General features: G+C 57.7%; 14 protein-coding genes. 11 read left to right on the forward strand and 3 right to left on the reverse strand.

Translation table 11 applies throughout. The features are described from left to right. The first annotated feature begins 111 nt into the window (after positions 1-111). The gene (gene cyaA, locus LG383_RS19795; protein ID WP_106995933.1) at positions 112-2,652 is read left to right on the forward strand and encodes a class I adenylate cyclase; all 2,541 of its coding nucleotides are present in this window, start codon (positions 112-114) and stop codon (positions 2,650-2,652) included. An 89-nt stretch (positions 2,653-2,741) separates the two neighbouring features. Here cyaA and cyaY read toward each other — a convergent pair whose 3' ends face one another. Further along, positions 2,742-3,062 (reverse strand): iron donor protein CyaY, encoded by a 321-nt coding sequence (gene cyaY / locus LG383_RS19800; protein WP_225759979.1) that lies wholly within the window; start codon positions 3,060-3,062, stop codon positions 2,742-2,744. A gap of 139 nt (positions 3,063-3,201) precedes the next feature. On the opposite strand from cyaY, the gene LG383_RS19805 reads away from it, so the two are divergent. From LG383_RS19805 to corA, 8 genes are all read left to right on the forward strand, one after another. Beyond that, positions 3,202-3,405 carry a lipoprotein gene (locus LG383_RS19805; RefSeq protein ID WP_106995931.1) on the forward strand — a complete coding sequence of 68 codons (204 nt, stop codon included), beginning with the start codon at positions 3,202-3,204 and terminating at the stop codon, positions 3,403-3,405. Positions 3,406-3,437: 32 nt separating this feature from the next. Continuing rightward, entirely contained in the window at positions 3,438-4,262 is an 825-nt protein-coding gene (gene dapF, locus LG383_RS19810; RefSeq protein ID WP_106995930.1) for a diaminopimelate epimerase, read from the forward strand. Then, complete coding sequence (locus LG383_RS19815; protein ID WP_106995929.1) at positions 4,259-4,966, forward strand: DUF484 domain-containing protein; 708 nt, start codon at positions 4,259-4,261, stop codon at positions 4,964-4,966. The genes dapF and LG383_RS19815 overlap by 4 nt, the downstream gene beginning before the upstream one ends. Then, positions 4,963-5,865 carry a tyrosine recombinase XerC gene (xerC, locus tag LG383_RS19820; protein WP_106995928.1) on the forward strand — a complete coding sequence of 301 codons (903 nt, stop codon included), beginning with the start codon at positions 4,963-4,965 and terminating at the stop codon, positions 5,863-5,865. Before LG383_RS19815 ends, xerC begins: the two co-directional genes overlap by 4 nt. Next, complete coding sequence (gene yigB / locus LG383_RS19825) at positions 5,865-6,581, forward strand: 5-amino-6-(5-phospho-D-ribitylamino)uracil phosphatase YigB (RefSeq protein ID WP_106995927.1); 717 nt, start codon at positions 5,865-5,867, stop codon at positions 6,579-6,581. Before xerC ends, yigB begins: the two co-directional genes overlap by 1 nt. Positions 6,582-6,689: 108 nt before the next feature. Then, positions 6,690-8,852, forward strand: a complete 2,163-nt coding sequence (gene uvrD, locus LG383_RS19830; protein ID WP_225759980.1) for a DNA helicase II — start codon at positions 6,690-6,692, stop codon at positions 8,850-8,852. Between the two features lie 98 nt (positions 8,853-8,950). Continuing rightward, a complete protein-coding gene (gene ysgD, locus LG383_RS23045; RefSeq protein ID WP_370635180.1) occupies positions 8,951-9,058 on the forward strand; it encodes a YsgD/CorL family protein in 108 nt (35 codons plus the stop codon). A 148-nt stretch (positions 9,059-9,206) separates the two neighbouring features. After that, on the forward strand, positions 9,207-10,157 hold the full coding sequence (gene corA, locus LG383_RS19835; protein WP_106995925.1) for a magnesium/cobalt transporter CorA: 951 nt from the start codon (positions 9,207-9,209) through the stop codon (positions 10,155-10,157). A gap of 42 nt (positions 10,158-10,199) precedes the next feature. Here corA and rarD read toward each other — a convergent pair whose 3' ends face one another. Together rarD and yigI are read right to left on the reverse strand one after the other, a co-directional pair. Then, a complete protein-coding gene (gene rarD / locus LG383_RS19840; protein WP_225759981.1) occupies positions 10,200-11,096 on the reverse strand; it encodes an EamA family transporter RarD in 897 nt (298 codons plus the stop codon). Between the two features lie 51 nt (positions 11,097-11,147). Then, on the reverse strand, positions 11,148-11,615 hold the full coding sequence (gene yigI / locus LG383_RS19845; protein ID WP_106995923.1) for an acyl-CoA thioesterase YigI: 468 nt from the start codon (positions 11,613-11,615) through the stop codon (positions 11,148-11,150). Positions 11,616-11,773: 158 nt separating this feature from the next. Between yigI and pldA the strand changes: the two genes are divergently transcribed. Both pldA and recQ read left to right on the forward strand, forming a co-directional pair. Further along, the gene (pldA, locus tag LG383_RS19850; protein WP_106995922.1) at positions 11,774-12,634 is read left to right on the forward strand and encodes a phospholipase A; all 861 of its coding nucleotides are present in this window, start codon (positions 11,774-11,776) and stop codon (positions 12,632-12,634) included. A gap of 91 nt (positions 12,635-12,725) precedes the next feature. Further along, positions 12,726-14,555: an ATP-dependent DNA helicase RecQ gene (gene recQ, locus LG383_RS19855; protein WP_225759982.1), complete on the forward strand. Its 1,830-nt coding sequence runs from the start codon at positions 12,726-12,728 to the stop codon at positions 14,553-14,555. Positions 14,556-14,587 lie beyond the last annotated feature (32 nt).

Consider the following 14,587-nt stretch of genomic DNA (forward strand, 5'->3'; position numbering starts at 1 on the left):
GACCATAAAGATAAGGGCGAAAAAGGGCGACGGTTACTTTCGAAATACTGTGAACGCGTAATCCTCGGTCCTGGTGAGGATTAGTGCTTTCTGAACATCAGGCGATACGTCTTGTACCTCTATATTGAGACTCTGAAACAGAGACTGGATGCCATCAACCAACTGCGTGTCGATCGCGCGCTTGCTGCGATGGGTCCTGCTTTCCAGCAGGTTTACAGTCTTCTGCCGACATTGTTGCACTATCACCACCCACTGATGCCGGGTTACCTCGACGGTAACGTTCCCCAGGGCATCTGCCTTTTCACGCCTGATGAAACCCAAGAACACTACCTGAAAGAGCTGGAGCTCTACCGTGGCATGCCGCCGCAGGAGTCCCCGAAAGGGGAACTGCCGATCACCGGCGTCTATACCATGGGCAGTACCTCTTCGGTAGGGCAAAGCTGTTCCTCGGATCTGGATATCTGGGTCTGCCATCAATCCTGGCTCGATAACGACGAGCGTCAGCTGCTGCAGCGTAAATGCAGCCTGCTTGAGAGCTGGGCGGCCTCGCTCGGTGTGGAAGTGAGCTTCTTCCTGATTGATGAAAACCGTTTCCGCCATAATGAAAGCGGCAGTCTGGGTGGTGAGGACTGCGGCTCGACGCAGCACATCTTGTTGCTGGATGAGTTTTACCGTACCGCGGTGCGCCTGGCCGGGAAGCGTATTCTCTGGAGTATGGTGCCGTGTGACGAAGAAGAGCATTACGACGATTACGTCATGAAGCTCTACGCCCAGGGGGTCCTGACGCCAAACGAGTGGCTGGATCTGGGCGGCCTGAGTTCGCTGTCTGCCGAAGAGTATTTCGGTGCGAGCCTGTGGCAGCTGTATAAAAGTATCGATTCCCCGTACAAAGCGGTGCTGAAAACGCTGCTGCTTGAAGCCTACTCGTGGGAATATCCGACGCCGCGCCTGCTGGCGAAAGACATTAAACAGCGTCTGCATGATGGCGAGATCGTCTCTTTCGGTCTGGATGCCTACTGCATGATGCTCGAGCGCGTCACTGAATACCTGAAAGCCATCGATGATCCGACCCGTCTGGATCTGGTCCGTCGATGTTTCTATCTCAAAGTCTGTGAGAAGCTCAGCCGCGAACGTGCATGCGTCGGCTGGCGTCGTGAAGTGGTCAGTCAGTTAGTCAAAGAGTGGGGATGGGACGAAGAGCGTCTGTCGATGCTCGATAATCGCGCCAACTGGAAGATCGATCAGGTGCGTGAAGCACACAACGAACTGCTCGATGCCATGATGCAGAGCTACCGTAACCTGATCCGCTTTGCCCGTCGCAACAACCTCAGCGTTTCCGCCAGCCCGCAGGATATCGGTGTTCTGACCCGTAAACTGTATGCCGCGTTTGAAGCGCTGCCCGGTAAAGTGACGCTGGTGAACCCGCAGATTTCGCCGGACCTGTCTGAACCAAACCTGACCTTTATCTATGTGCCGCCGGGCCGCGCGAACCGCACCGGGTGGTATCTGTACAACCGTGCGCCAAGCATGGACTCGATCATCAGCCATCAGCCGCTGGAATATAACCGCTATCTGAACAAGCTGGTGGCCTGGGCCTGGTTTAACGGCCTGCTGACGTCACGTACTCGCCTGTTTATTAAGGGCAACGAGATCGTCGATCTCGCCAAACTGCAGGAGATGGTCGCGGACGTGTCGCACCACTTCCCGCTGCGCCTGCCTGCGCCGACGCCAAAAGCGCTCTACAGCCCGTGCGAAATTCGCCATCTGGCGATTATCGTCAACCTGGAATACGACCCGACGGCGGCGTTCCGCAATCAGGTGGTGCATTTCGATTTCCGTAAGCTGGATGTGTTCAGCTTTGGCGAGCAGCAAAACTGCCTGGTGGGCAGCGTCGATCTGCTCTACCGCAACTCGTGGAACGAAGTGCGTACGCTGCACTTCAACGGCGAGCAGGCGATGATCGAAGCGCTGAAAACCATTCTCGGCAAGATGCACCAGGATGCCGCTCCGCCGGACAGCGTTGAGGTCTTCTGTTACAGCCAGCATCTGCGCGGCCTGATCCGTACCCGCGTACAACAGCTGGTCTCCGAGTGTATCGATCTGCGTCTCTCCAGCACCCGCCAGGAAACCGGGCGCTTTAAAGCGCTGCGCGTCTCCGGCCAGACCTGGGGTCTGTTCTTTGAGCGTCTGAACGTTTCAGTGCAGAAGCTGGAAAACGCCATCGAGTTCTATGGCGCCATTTCCCACAACAAACTGCATGGTCTGTCGGTACAGGTTGAGACCAACCACGTCAAACTGCCGCAGGTAGTGGATGGCTTTGCCAGCGAAGGGATTATTCAGTTCTTCTTTGAAGAGTCGGGCGATGATGCTGGTTTCAATATCTACATTCTTGATGAAACCAACCGCGCCGAAGTGTATCACCACTGTGAAGGCAGCAAAGAGGAGCTGGTGCGCGACGTCAGCCGCTTCTACTCGTCTTCGCATGACCGCTTCACCTACGGCTCAAGCTTTATCAACTTCAACCTGCCGCAGTTCTACCAGATTGTGAAGGTTGATGGTCGTGCGCAGGTGATCCCGTTCCGCACCCAGGTGATTGCCGCCGCACCGGCCAATCAGGATGCGACACCGCTGTTGCAGCAGTATTTCTCCTGAGCCGCTGAGCCAGATGCGCTTTGCTTATCCGGCCTACGGTTCGATCCGTTGTAGGCCCGGTAAGGCGTAGCCGCCACCGGGCAACAAAACTACCTGAAACTCACTTCCTCACCTGACTGCGCCGTCGTGGCCTGCTCCAGCAGATCCCAGAACGCTTCACCGCTGCGATCGCAAATCCACTCGTCGCCCTTCAGATCGAAATGGTAGCCGCCCTGTTTAGTGGCCAGCCACACCTGGTGAAGCGGTTCCTGACGGTTAATAATGATCTTGCTGCCGTTTTCGAAGCTTAAGGTCAGTACGCCGCCGTTGATTTCACAATCGATGTCGCTGTCGCCATCCCAGTCGTCAAGACGCTCTTCGATGGTTTGCCACAGGTTATCGGCAAGGCGATGGAATTCACTGTCATTCATGGTTCTGTTCCTGTTTTTCGTGATGGCGGCAGTATAACGCTAAATAATTCCGGTTGCAGGTTAGCGGCAAACTCTTGCTTTTGTGTCTTCTCCTGCGATGATAGAAAACAGAAAGCATGAACTTACAGGCAACCTGATAATGAAAAACGTTTTTGGAACGCTTGCCGTTCTCCTCGCACTGTTTAGCCTGAGTGGCTGTGGTCTGAAAGGGCCGCTCTATTTCCCACCGGCAGATAAAACCGCGCCGCCACCGACCAAAAAAGCGCAAAGCCCCGTACAAACCACCATGCCAGATCGTAACGATCGCGGCGATAATGGCGGCCCAAGCCAGGTAAATTACTGACGCGCGTTGCGAACCGCGCAATGGAGTAAATGATGCAGTTCTCTAAAATGCATGGCCTTGGCAATGATTTTATGGTCGTCGACGCGGTAACGCAGAATGTCTTCTTTTCTCCGGAGCTGATCCGCCGTCTGGCCGATCGGCATCTCGGCGTAGGCTTTGATCAGCTGCTGGTGGTTGAGCCGCCTTACGATCCGGATCTCGATTTTCACTACCGCATCTTTAATGCTGACGGCAGCGAAGTCTCCCAGTGTGGCAACGGTGCGCGCTGTTTTGCCCGCTTTGTCCGGCTGAAAGGGCTAACCAACAAGCGCGATATCCGCGTCAGTACCGCCAATGGACGCATGGTGCTGAGCGTCACCGATGACGAGCTGGTGCGCGTGAATATGGGCGAGCCGAACTTCGAGCCGTCGCAGGTGCCGTTCCGCGCCAACAAAGCGGAAAAGACCTATATCATGCGCGTCGCGGAGCAGACAGTCTTGTGCGGCGTGGTCTCCATGGGGAACCCGCACTGCGTGATTCAGGTTGATGACGTCGCGACCGCGCCCGTTGAGACGCTCGGTCCGGTGCTGGAAAGCCATGAACGTTTCCCTGAGCGCGCCAATATTGGATTTATGCAGGTCATCACTCGCGAGCACATCCGTCTGCGCGTCTTTGAACGCGGGGCAGGCGAGACGCAGGCGTGCGGCAGCGGTGCCTGTGCGGCCGTCGCGGTGGGGATTGCACAAGGTTTACTGGCGGAAGAGGTACGCGTGGATTTACCAGGCGGCCGTCTTGATATCGCCTGGAAAGGCCCGGGCCAGCCGCTGTATATGACGGGCCCGGCAACACAAGTCTACGACGGGTTTATCCATCTATGAAACAACCAGGAGAAGAACTGCAGGAAACGCTGACGGAGATGGACGACCGGGCGGTTGTTGATTATCTGCTGCGCCATCCTGAGTTTTTCATTCGCAATGCACGCGTCGTTGAAGAGATGCGCGTGCCGCATCCAATTCGTGGGACGGTCTCGCTGGTCGAATGGCATATGGCGCGTTCGCGCAATCATATCAACCATCTTGAAGAGAACATCTCGCTGCTGATGGAGCAGGCTACCAGTAATGAGGGCCTGTTCCAGCGTCTGCTGCACCTGCAGTCGCGACTGGCATCGGCCAGTAGCCTGGACGAATTTCTGCTTCGTTTGCATCGCTGGGCACGCGAGCTGGGGCTGGCCGGGGCAACCCTGCGCCTGTTCCCGGATCGCTGGCGCATCGGTGCACCTTCCGGGTTTACCCATCTGGCGTTAAACCGTCAGGCGTTTGAGCCGGTGCGCATTCAGCGTATGGGATGTGAGAACCACTATCTTGGGCCGCTGAATGGCCCGGAACTGCTGGTGGTCCTGCCGGAGGCCAAAGCTATTGGTTCAGTGGCGATGTCGCTGATGGGACGCGATGGCGATCTCGGGGTGATGTTGTTCACCAGCCGCGACCCGCAGCACTATCAGCAAGGGCAAGGAACACAGCTTATACAGGAGATCGCGCAGATGCTGCCCGAGCTGCTGGAGCGCTGGATTGAACGCGTATGACCGATGCTCTGCTGGCCCCTGCCGTCACGCGTTTTCTGCGCTATCTGGGCGTTGAGCGCCAGCTCAGCCCGATCACCCTGGTCAACTATCAGCGTCAGCTTGATGCCATCATGCAGCTGGCTGACGAGATCGGCCTGAAGAGCTGGCAGCAGTGTGATGCCGCCACGGTACGCGCCTTTGCCGTACGCAGCCGCCGGAAAGGGCTTGGTCCTGCCAGCCTCGCGCTGCGTCTGTCGGCCCTGCGCAGCTTCTTCGACTGGCTGGTAAGTCAGGGCGAGCTCAACGCCAACCCGGCCAAAGGCATCGCCGCGCCAAAAGCGCCGCGCCATCTGCCAAAAAATATCGACGTCGATGACGTGAACCGTCTGCTGGATATCGATCTTAACGATCCGCTGGCGGTGCGCGATCGGGCGATGCTGGAGGTGATGTACGGCGCGGGGTTACGTCTTTCCGAGCTGGTGAACCTCGATATCAAACACCTCGATCTGGACACCGGTGAAGTATGGGTGATGGGCAAAGGCAGTAAAGAGCGCCGCCTGCCCATTGGCCGCAACGCCGTGGCGTGGATTGAGCACTGGCTCGATCTGCGCGGGCTGTTTGGCACCGAAGACAATGCGCTGTTTCTCTCAAAGCTCGGGAAGCGCATCTCGGCGCGTAACGTGCAAAAACGCTTTGCCGAGTGGGGGATCAAGCAGGGGCTGAACAGCCATGTTCATCCGCATAAACTGCGCCACTCATTCGCCACCCACATGCTGGAGTCCAGCGGTGATTTGCGTGGGGTGCAGGAGCTGCTGGGCCACGCCAATTTGTCTACCACCCAAATCTATACCCATCTTGATTTTCAACACCTTGCCTCGGTGTACGACGCGGCGCATCCACGCGCCAAACGGGGGAAATAATGCGTTTTTATCGTCCATTAGGCCACATCTCAGCACTGACGTTCGACCTCGATGACACCCTTTACGACAACCGCGAGGTGATCCTGCGAACGGAACAGGAAGCGCTGACGTTTGTGCAAAATTATCACCCGGCGTTAAAAACGCTGGAAAATAAAGAGTTCCACCGTCTGCGCCAGGCGTTACGGCAAACCGAGCCAGAAATCTATCACGATGTCACCGAATGGCGTCGCCGTGCCGTGGAGCAGGCGATGCTCAACGCCGGCCTGAGCGCCGCCGAAGCCGCCCTGGGCGCGGAAGCCTCGATGGCGCACTTTGCCCAGTGGCGCAGTCGCATCGACGTCCCGCAGGAGACCCACGATACCCTGGCGAAACTGGCAGAGAAGTGGCCGCTGGTGGCTATCACCAATGGCAACGCCCAGCCAGAGCTGTTCGGCCTGGGTGACTACTTCGAGTTTGTGCTGCGCGCAGGCCCGCACGGGCGCTCCAAGCCGTTCAACGATATGTATCATCTGGCGGCGGAGAAGCTCGGCCTGCCGCTGGGCGAAATTCTTCACGTGGGCGATGACCTGACCACCGACGTCGCAGGGGCGATCCGCTGCGGGATGCAGGCCTGCTGGATCAAGCCGGAAAAGGCCGATCTGATGCAGACCGCCGACAGCCGCCTGCTGCCGCACATCGAAATTTCACGGTTGGCATCCCTCACCACGCTGATATAATCATCAGTACTATTGTATAAATTACCAGGGTTTTGCAGTCGTAGGCCCCGGTAAGCGAAGCGCCACCGGGCGTTTTGCTGTGTTCCTGATTACTACGTGACGGTGCCAATGGACGTTTCTTACCTGCTCGACAGCCTTAATGACAAACAGCGTGACGCGGTTGCCGCGACGCGCACCAATATGCTGGTGCTGGCAGGGGCGGGCAGTGGTAAGACACGCGTGCTGGTACACCGCATCGCCTGGCTGCAGAGCGTCGAGAACTGCTCGCCGTACTCGATTATGGCGGTCACCTTCACCAACAAAGCGGCGGCGGAGATGCGCCACCGTATCGCCCAGTTGATGGGCACCAGCCAGGGCGGCATGTGGGTCGGGACCTTCCACGGGCTGGCGCACCGTCTGCTGCGTGCGCACCATCTGGATGCTAACCTGCCGCAGGATTTTCAGATCCTTGACAGCGAAGATCAGCTGCGCCTGCTGAAGCGCCTGATCAAAGCCATGAACCTCGATGAGAAGCAGTGGCCGCCGCGTCAGGCGATGTGGTACATCAACAGCCAGAAAGACGAAGGGCTGCGCCCGCACCATATCCAGAGCTTTGGTAACCCGATTGAGCAGACCTGGCAGAAGGTCTATCAGGCCTATCAGGAGGCCTGCGGTCGCGCCGGGCTGGTGGATTTCGCCGAGCTGCTGCTGCGCGCCCATGAGCTGTGGCTCAACAAGCCGCATATCCTGCAGCACTACCGCGAGCGCTTTACTAACATCCTGGTGGACGAATTCCAGGATACCAACAACATTCAGTACGCGTGGATCCGCATGCTGGCGGGCGACTCCAGCAAAGTGATGATCGTTGGCGACGACGACCAGTCGATCTACGGCTGGCGTGGCGCGCAGGTGGAGAACATCCAGCGCTTCCTCAAGGACTTCCCTGGCGCAGAAACCATTCGCCTGGAGCAGAACTACCGCTCCACCAACAATATCCTGAGCGCGGCTAACGCCCTGATTGAAAACAACAACGGTCGTCTGGGTAAAAAGCTGTGGACCGAGGGCATCGACGGCGAGCCGATCTCGCTTTACTGCGCCTTTAACGAGCTGGATGAAGCCCGCTTCGTGGTGAACCGGATCAAAACCTGGCAGGACAACGGCGGCGCGCTGGAGAAGTGCGCCATTCTCTATCGCAGCAACGCCCAGTCGCGCGTGCTGGAAGAGGCGCTGCTGCAGGCCAGCATGCCGTACCGCATTTATGGCGGGATGCGCTTCTTCGAACGCCAGGAAATCAAAGACGCGCTGTCGTATCTGCGCCTGATTGCCAACCGTAACGATGACGCGGCCTTTGAGCGCGTGGTCAACACCCCGACCCGCGGCATCGGCGATCGCACTCTCGACGTGGTGCGTCAGACCTCCCGCGATCGCCAGCTGACCCTGTGGCAGGCGTGTCGCGAGCTGCTGCAGGAGAAGGCCCTCGCCGGACGTGCGGCCAGCGCGCTGCAACGCTTCCTTGAGCTGATTGAAGCCCTGGCCCAGGAAACCGCTGACATGCCGCTGCACGTTCAGACCGACCGGGTGATCAAAGACTCCGGCCTGCGCATGATGTACGAGCAGGAGAAGGGCGAGAAGGGCCAGACGCGTATCGAGAACTTAGAGGAACTGGTGACGGCTACGCGCCAGTTCAGCTACAACGACGAAGAAGAAGATCTGATGCCGCTGCAGGCGTTCCTGTCCCATGCCGCGCTGGAAGCGGGCGAAGGGCAGGCCGACACCTGGCAGGACGCGGTTCAGCTGATGACCCTGCACTCGGCCAAAGGGCTGGAGTTCCCGCAGGTGTTTATCGTCGGCATGGAGGAGGGGATGTTCCCGAGCCAGATGTCGCTGGATGAGGGCGGTCGTCTGGAAGAGGAGCGTCGCCTGGCCTACGTCGGCGTGACCCGTGCGATGCAAAAGCTGACCCTCACCTATGCCGAAACCCGTCGTCTGTACGGCAAAGAGGTGTATCACCGCCCGTCGCGTTTTGTCGGTGAACTGCCGGAAGAGTGCGTGGAGGAGGTCCGTCTGCGGGCCAGCATCAGCCGTCCGGTGAGCCATCAGCGCCTGGGGGCACCCATCTCAGAAAACGACAGCGGATTCAAACTCGGCCAGCGCGTGCGCCACGCCAAATTCGGAGAAGGCACGATTGTAAATCTGGAAGGCAGCGGGGAACACAGCCGTCTGCAGGTGGCATTCCAGGGGCAGGGGATCAAATGGCTGGTGGCCGCTTATGCCCGGCTGGAAGCAGTGTAACTTTCCGAAAAATATCACTATTTTTTAATTAGCTGCCAGACTTAAACGCTGAAGGGCATTTAAAGTTCTTCAGCGTTTCGTTGCGTGTTGACGCCGCTGTGACTGCTGGCGTAACATGCGCGCACGATTACGCTAAGAGGACATTCGCCTTGGACACACCCAGTAGATGCTGGCTCAATTCCCTGTCATTCAGGAACAACTCCTAAGGCTATCTCCTCACGCTGATGCCCTTAGTGGTTGTCAGCGACAGTTATTCCCGTCGCGCTGAGTCAGGCTGTTTAATGGTCTGAAACCCAATTTGTTTCTGTGTGCCCACCGAACTGTCCGATATTTTTTGCATTGGGAGTCCCGGTCATGCTGAGCGCATTTCAACTGGAAAAGAACCGACTGATTCGGCTTGAAGCTGAAGAGTCACAACCCCTCATTGACGCCGTTTGGGTGGATCTGGTCGAGCCGGACGACGACGAACGCCTGCGCGTACAATCTGAACTCGGACAAAGCCTGGCCACCCGCCCGGAACTGGAAGACATCGAGGCATCGGCCCGTTTCTTCGAAGACGAAGACGGTCTGCACATCCACTCCTTTTTCTTCTTCGAAGATGCGGAAGATCACGCCGGTAACTCCACCGTCGCATTTACCATCCGCGATGGTCGCCTGTTTACCCTGCGTGAGCGTGAACTGCCCGCGTTCCGTCTCTACCGTATGCGCGCCCGTAGCCAGGCGATGGTGGACGGCAATGCCTATGAGCTGCTGCTCGACCTGTTTGAAACCAAAATTGAACAGCTGGCGGATGAGATTGAGAACATCTACAGCGATCTGGAAAAGCTGAGCCGGGTCATCATGGAAGGCCATCAGGGCGATGAGTACGACGAAGCGCTCTCGACGTTGGCAGAACTGGAAGATATCGGCTGGAAGGTGCGTCTGTGTCTGATGGATACCCAGCGCGCGCTGAACTTCCTGGTGCGCAAGGCGCGTCTGCCGGGCGGTCAGCTGGAGCAGGCGCGTGAGATCCTGCGCGATATCGAATCCCTGCTGCCGCACAATGAATCCCTGTTCCAGAAGGTCAACTTCCTGATGCAGGCGGCGATGGGCTTTATCAACATCGAGCAGAACCGCATCATCAAGATCTTCTCGGTAGTATCGGTGGTGTTCCTGCCGCCAACACTGGTGGCCTCCAGCTACGGGATGAACTTTGAGTTTATGCCGGAGCTGAAGTGGAGCTTTGGTTACCCGGGGGCGATTATCTTTATGGTGCTCGCCGGTCTCGCGCCGTATCTCTACTTCAAGCGCCGTAACTGGCTGTGATGTTATGCCCGGTGGCGCTACGCTTACCGGGCCTTCATCGTTCTACAACCCTTTGCGCATCCTGCGCTGGGTATAAATCGCATCCGCCACAAATACCGCCAGTGCCACCCAGATAAAGGTAAAGGTCACCATCTTATCCGCGCCCGGCACTTCGCCGTAGAACAGCACCGCCAGCAGGAACATCAGCGTCGGGCCGATGTACTGGAAGAAGCCCAGCGTCGACAGGCGCAGACGCGTTGCCGCACCGGTAAAGCACAGCAGTGGGATGGTGGTGACGACACCGGCCGCCATCAGCATCACGTTCAGCGTCCACGGATTACTGCCCATATGGCTGGTACTGCTGTCGGCAATGCCGAACAGGTAAATCGCGGCCACTGGCAGCAGCCACAGGGTTTCAAACAGCATCCCGGTTTGTGCTTCCACGGCGATTTTCTTGCGCACCAGGCCATAGAAAGCAAAGCTGAACGCCAGCCCCAGGGCGATCACCGGCAACGAGCCAAAGGTCCACAGCTGCACCAGAACGCCACAGAGGGCGAGGATCACCGCCAGCCACTGCATCCGGCGGAAGCGCTCGCCAAGGAACAGCATCCCCAGCACGATATTCACCAGCGGGTTAATGAAGTAGCCGAGGCTCGCCTCCAGCATGTGATGGTTGTTGACCGACCAGATAAACAGCAGCCAGTTGCCGCCAATCAATACCGCAGACAGGGCCAGCAGGAAAATTTTCTTCGGCGTTTTCAGGAGGGTTTTCACCCCTGACCACTGACGGCTTACGCTCATCAGCGCCACCATAAAGAAAAACGACCAGATCACGCGGTGGGTAAGAATTTCGTCAGCGGGAACGTAGTGAATCAGTTTGAAGTAGGCGGGCGCAATGCCCCAAATAAAATAGGCGGCAAGCGCGAGTAAAACGCCCTGCCGCGTCTGTTTAGCATCCATCAGGAAAATCCGTTACAAAAAAGTAACGCAATTTTACCCGATTTTACCCTCTCAACCCACCATATAAGTGGCGGTTGCGCTGGCGATATAAACCTGCTCTTCGTTATGCAGCTCCACGCGTGCGACCGCAACTTTATTGCCCGCCCGCAGCAGGCTGCTGCTGGCGGTAAAGCGATTCCCGCGACCGGGGCGCAGATAATCGACGCGCAGGTCGATGGTGCCCATCCGCGACAGACGCTGGCGAAGCTCGTCTTCGTTGATGGTGTCGTGGCGGGTCAGGGTGCTGCCGACGCAAACCAGCCCGGCGGCAACGTCGAGGGCAGAGGCGATGACCCCGCCGTGGAGAATGCTTTGCGCCCAGTTACCGACCATCATCGGCTGGTTGTTAAAGCTCAGCTGGGCAAAATCTTTCTCGTAGCGCTCCAGCTCAAGCCCCAGCGCACGGTTGAACGGCATATGGTAGACGAAGATCTCGCCGACAAGCTTCAGGGCCTGGTCGGCAGTTAGCGTGGCAGACATAGCACGTCACATCCTTAGTGTTAAAAGGCTGTTGATTTTATGCCTCATTAATGTGAATTTCCAGATTCAGAGCGCAGGTGAAGCGGCTATTACTGAAATATGTTAAAAGGGATCAAAATAATTCTTCATTAAAACTCTTTAGCAGGAGAGCATCACCGATGCGCATTTATCAGGCCGGATTCCTGGCGGCGGTTACGCTGCCCTCTGTGGCATTCGCACAGGAAGCGGTAACTCAGGAGGTGCCTGCCGTACGTGGCAGCATCATCGCTAACCTTTTGGAAGAGCACGATAATCCCTTTACGCTCTATCCCTATGACAGCAACTACCTAATCTACACTGCCACCAGCGATCTCAATAAAGAGGCGATCCGCACCTATGACTGGGCCGACGATTCGCAAAAAGATGAGGTGAAGTTTCAGCTGAGCCTCGCCTTCCCGCTGTGGCGCGGCATTCTCGGGCCGAATTCGATTCTGGGTGGCTCCTATACGCAAAAATCCTGGTGGCAGCTGTCGAACAGCGACGAATCATCGCCGTTCCGTGAGACCAACTATGAGCCACAGCTGTTCCTCGGTTTCGCCACCGATTACTCGCTGGCGGGCTGGACGCTGAGGGACGTGGAGTTTGGCTATAACCATATGTCGAATGGCCGCTCCGACCCAACGTCGCGCAGCTGGAACCGCCTCTACACCCGCCTGATGGCGCAAAACAACAACTGGCTGGTGGAGGTCAAACCCTGGTATGTGGTGGGTAACACCGACGATAACCCGGATATCACCAAATACATGGGTTACTACCAGCTGCGGGTGGGCTATCAGCTGGGTGAAGCGGTCCTTAGCGTGAAGGGCCAGTACAACTGGAATACCGGCTACGGCGGCGCGGAGATGGGCGTCAGCTATCCGCTGACCAAACATGTTCGTCTGTATACTCAGGTGTATAGCGGCTATGGCGAATCGCTGATCGACTACAACTTCAACCAGACCCGCGTCGGCGTAGGCGTGATGCTGAACGATCTTTTCTAGCCTCCTCGAATGTTTTTGTCTTAAACGTTGAAGTTTCTCTCGCAGGCGCTGAAAATAGCGCCTGTTTTTATTTCAGGCAAATGGGGTTGATGTGGTGCAGGCGGAAGTTGTAAATCAGGAGTTGCTGGCTAAACAGGTTTTGCATGAAACCTTTGGCTACCAGCAGTTCCGCCCGGGCCAGGAAACCATCATTAACACCGCCCTTGCGGGCCGTGACTGTCTGGTGGTGATGCCGACCGGCGGCGGGAAATCGCTGTGCTATCAGGTTCCCGCGCTGGTGATGAACGGCCTGACGGTGGTGGTATCACCGCTGATCTCGCTGATGAAAGATCAGGTCGACCAGCTGCTGGCGAACGGCGTGGCGGCGGCCTGCATCAACTCCACCCAAACCCGCGAGCAGCAGCAGGACGTGATGGCCGGGTGCCGTACCGGGCAGGTGCGTCTGCTGTATATCGCCCCGGAACGCCTGATGCTGGATAACTTCCTTGAGCATCTGGCGCACTGGAACCCGGTGCTGCTGGCGGTGGACGAAGCACACTGTATTTCCCAGTGGGGCCATGATTTCCGTCCGGAGTACGCGGCCCTCGGTCATCTGCGCCAGCGTTTCCCAGAGCTGCCGTTTATGGCGCTCACCGCTACCGCCGACGACACCACCCGACAGGACATTGTGCGCCTGCTAGGGCTTAACGATCCGCTGATTCAGGTCAGCAGCTTCGACCGCCCGAATATCCGCTACATGCTGATGGAAAAATTCAAGCCGCTGGATCAGCTGCTGCGCTATGTCCAGGAGCAGCGCGGTAAGTCGGGCATCATCTACTGCAACAGCCGGGCGAAGGTGGAAGACACCGCCGCGCGTCTGCAGAGCCGGGGCTTCAGCGCCGCGGCCTATCATGCCGGGCTTGAGAACCACATTCGCGCCGACGTGCAGGAGAAATTCCAGCGCGACGACCTGCAAATCGTGGTGGCAACCGTCGCCTTTGGGATGGGCATCAACAAGCCGAACGTGCGCTTTGTGGTGCATTTCGACATCCCGCGCAATATCGAATCCTACTATCAGGAGACGGGCCGCGCCGGACGTGACGGCCTGCCTGCGGAAGCGATGCTGTTCTACGATCCGGCCGATATGGCCTGGCTGCGTCGCTGTCTGGAAGAGAAACCGCAGGGGGCGCTGCAGGATATTGAACGCCATAAGCTCAATGCCATGGGCGCCTTTGCCGAAGCGCAAACCTGCCGCCGTCTGGTGCTGCTTAACTATTTTGGCGAAGGACGCCAGGAGCCGTGCGGCAACTGCGATATCTGCCTCGATCCACCGAAGCAGTATGACGGGCTGATGGACGCGCGTAAGGCGCTCTCCACCATTGGCCGCGTCAATCAACGCTTCGGTATGGGCTATGTGGTGGAAGTGCTGCGCGGCGCCAATAACCAGCGTATCCGCGAGATGGGCCATGACAAGCTGCCGGTCTACGGGATTGGTCGCGATCAGAGCCATGAGCACTGGGTGAGTGTTATCCGTCAGCTGATCCACCTCGGCTTTGCTACCCAGAACATCGCCCAGCACTCCGCGCTGCAGCTCACCGAGGCGGCCCGCCCGGTGCTGCGCGGCGTCGTGGAGCTGCAGCTGGCCGTGCCGCGCGTGGTAGCGCTCAAGCCACGGGTGATGCAGAAATCCTACGGCGGCAACTACGATCGCAAACTGTTCGCCAAGCTGCGTAAGCTGCGCAAAGCTATCGCGGACGAAGAGAATATCCCGCCGTATGTGGTATTTAACGATGCGACGCTGATTGAGATGGCCGAGCAGATGCCGCTCAGCGCCAGCGAAATGCTCAGCGTCAACGGCGTTGGCACGCGTAAACTCGAGCGTTTTGGTAAAGAGTTTATGGCGCTGATTCGTTCCCATACGGATGGCGATGATGAGGAGTAGTCAGTCCGGCAAAAAAGTGTCAGGATGATGAC

Origin of the sequence: Leclercia sp. Marseille-Q4284, from assembly GCF_916618945.1 — a bacterium.
In the GTDB taxonomy this organism is placed as follows: domain Bacteria; phylum Pseudomonadota; class Gammaproteobacteria; order Enterobacterales; family Enterobacteriaceae; genus Enterobacter; species Enterobacter tamurae.

Coding starts and splice junctions, on each gene's coding strand:
- cyaY (WP_225759979.1), bottom strand. CDS start 3,062: ATGAATGACAGTGAATTCCATCGCCTTGCCGATAACCTGTGGCAAACC.
- LG383_RS19805 (WP_106995931.1), top strand. CDS start 3,202: ATGAAAAACGTTTTTGGAACGCTTGCCGTTCTCCTCGCACTGTTTAGC.
- dapF (WP_106995930.1), top strand. CDS start 3,438: ATGCAGTTCTCTAAAATGCATGGCCTTGGCAATGATTTTATGGTCGTC.
- LG383_RS19815 (WP_106995929.1), top strand. CDS start 4,259: ATGAAACAACCAGGAGAAGAACTGCAGGAAACGCTGACGGAGATGGAC.
- xerC (WP_106995928.1), top strand. CDS start 4,963: ATGACCGATGCTCTGCTGGCCCCTGCCGTCACGCGTTTTCTGCGCTAT.
- yigB (WP_106995927.1), top strand. CDS start 5,865: ATGCGTTTTTATCGTCCATTAGGCCACATCTCAGCACTGACGTTCGAC.
- uvrD (WP_225759980.1), top strand. CDS start 6,690: ATGGACGTTTCTTACCTGCTCGACAGCCTTAATGACAAACAGCGTGAC.
- corA (WP_106995925.1), top strand. CDS start 9,207: ATGCTGAGCGCATTTCAACTGGAAAAGAACCGACTGATTCGGCTTGAA.
- rarD (WP_225759981.1), bottom strand. CDS start 11,096: ATGGATGCTAAACAGACGCGGCAGGGCGTTTTACTCGCGCTTGCCGCC.
- yigI (WP_106995923.1), bottom strand. CDS start 11,615: ATGTCTGCCACGCTAACTGCCGACCAGGCCCTGAAGCTTGTCGGCGAG.
- pldA (WP_106995922.1), top strand. CDS start 11,774: ATGCGCATTTATCAGGCCGGATTCCTGGCGGCGGTTACGCTGCCCTCT.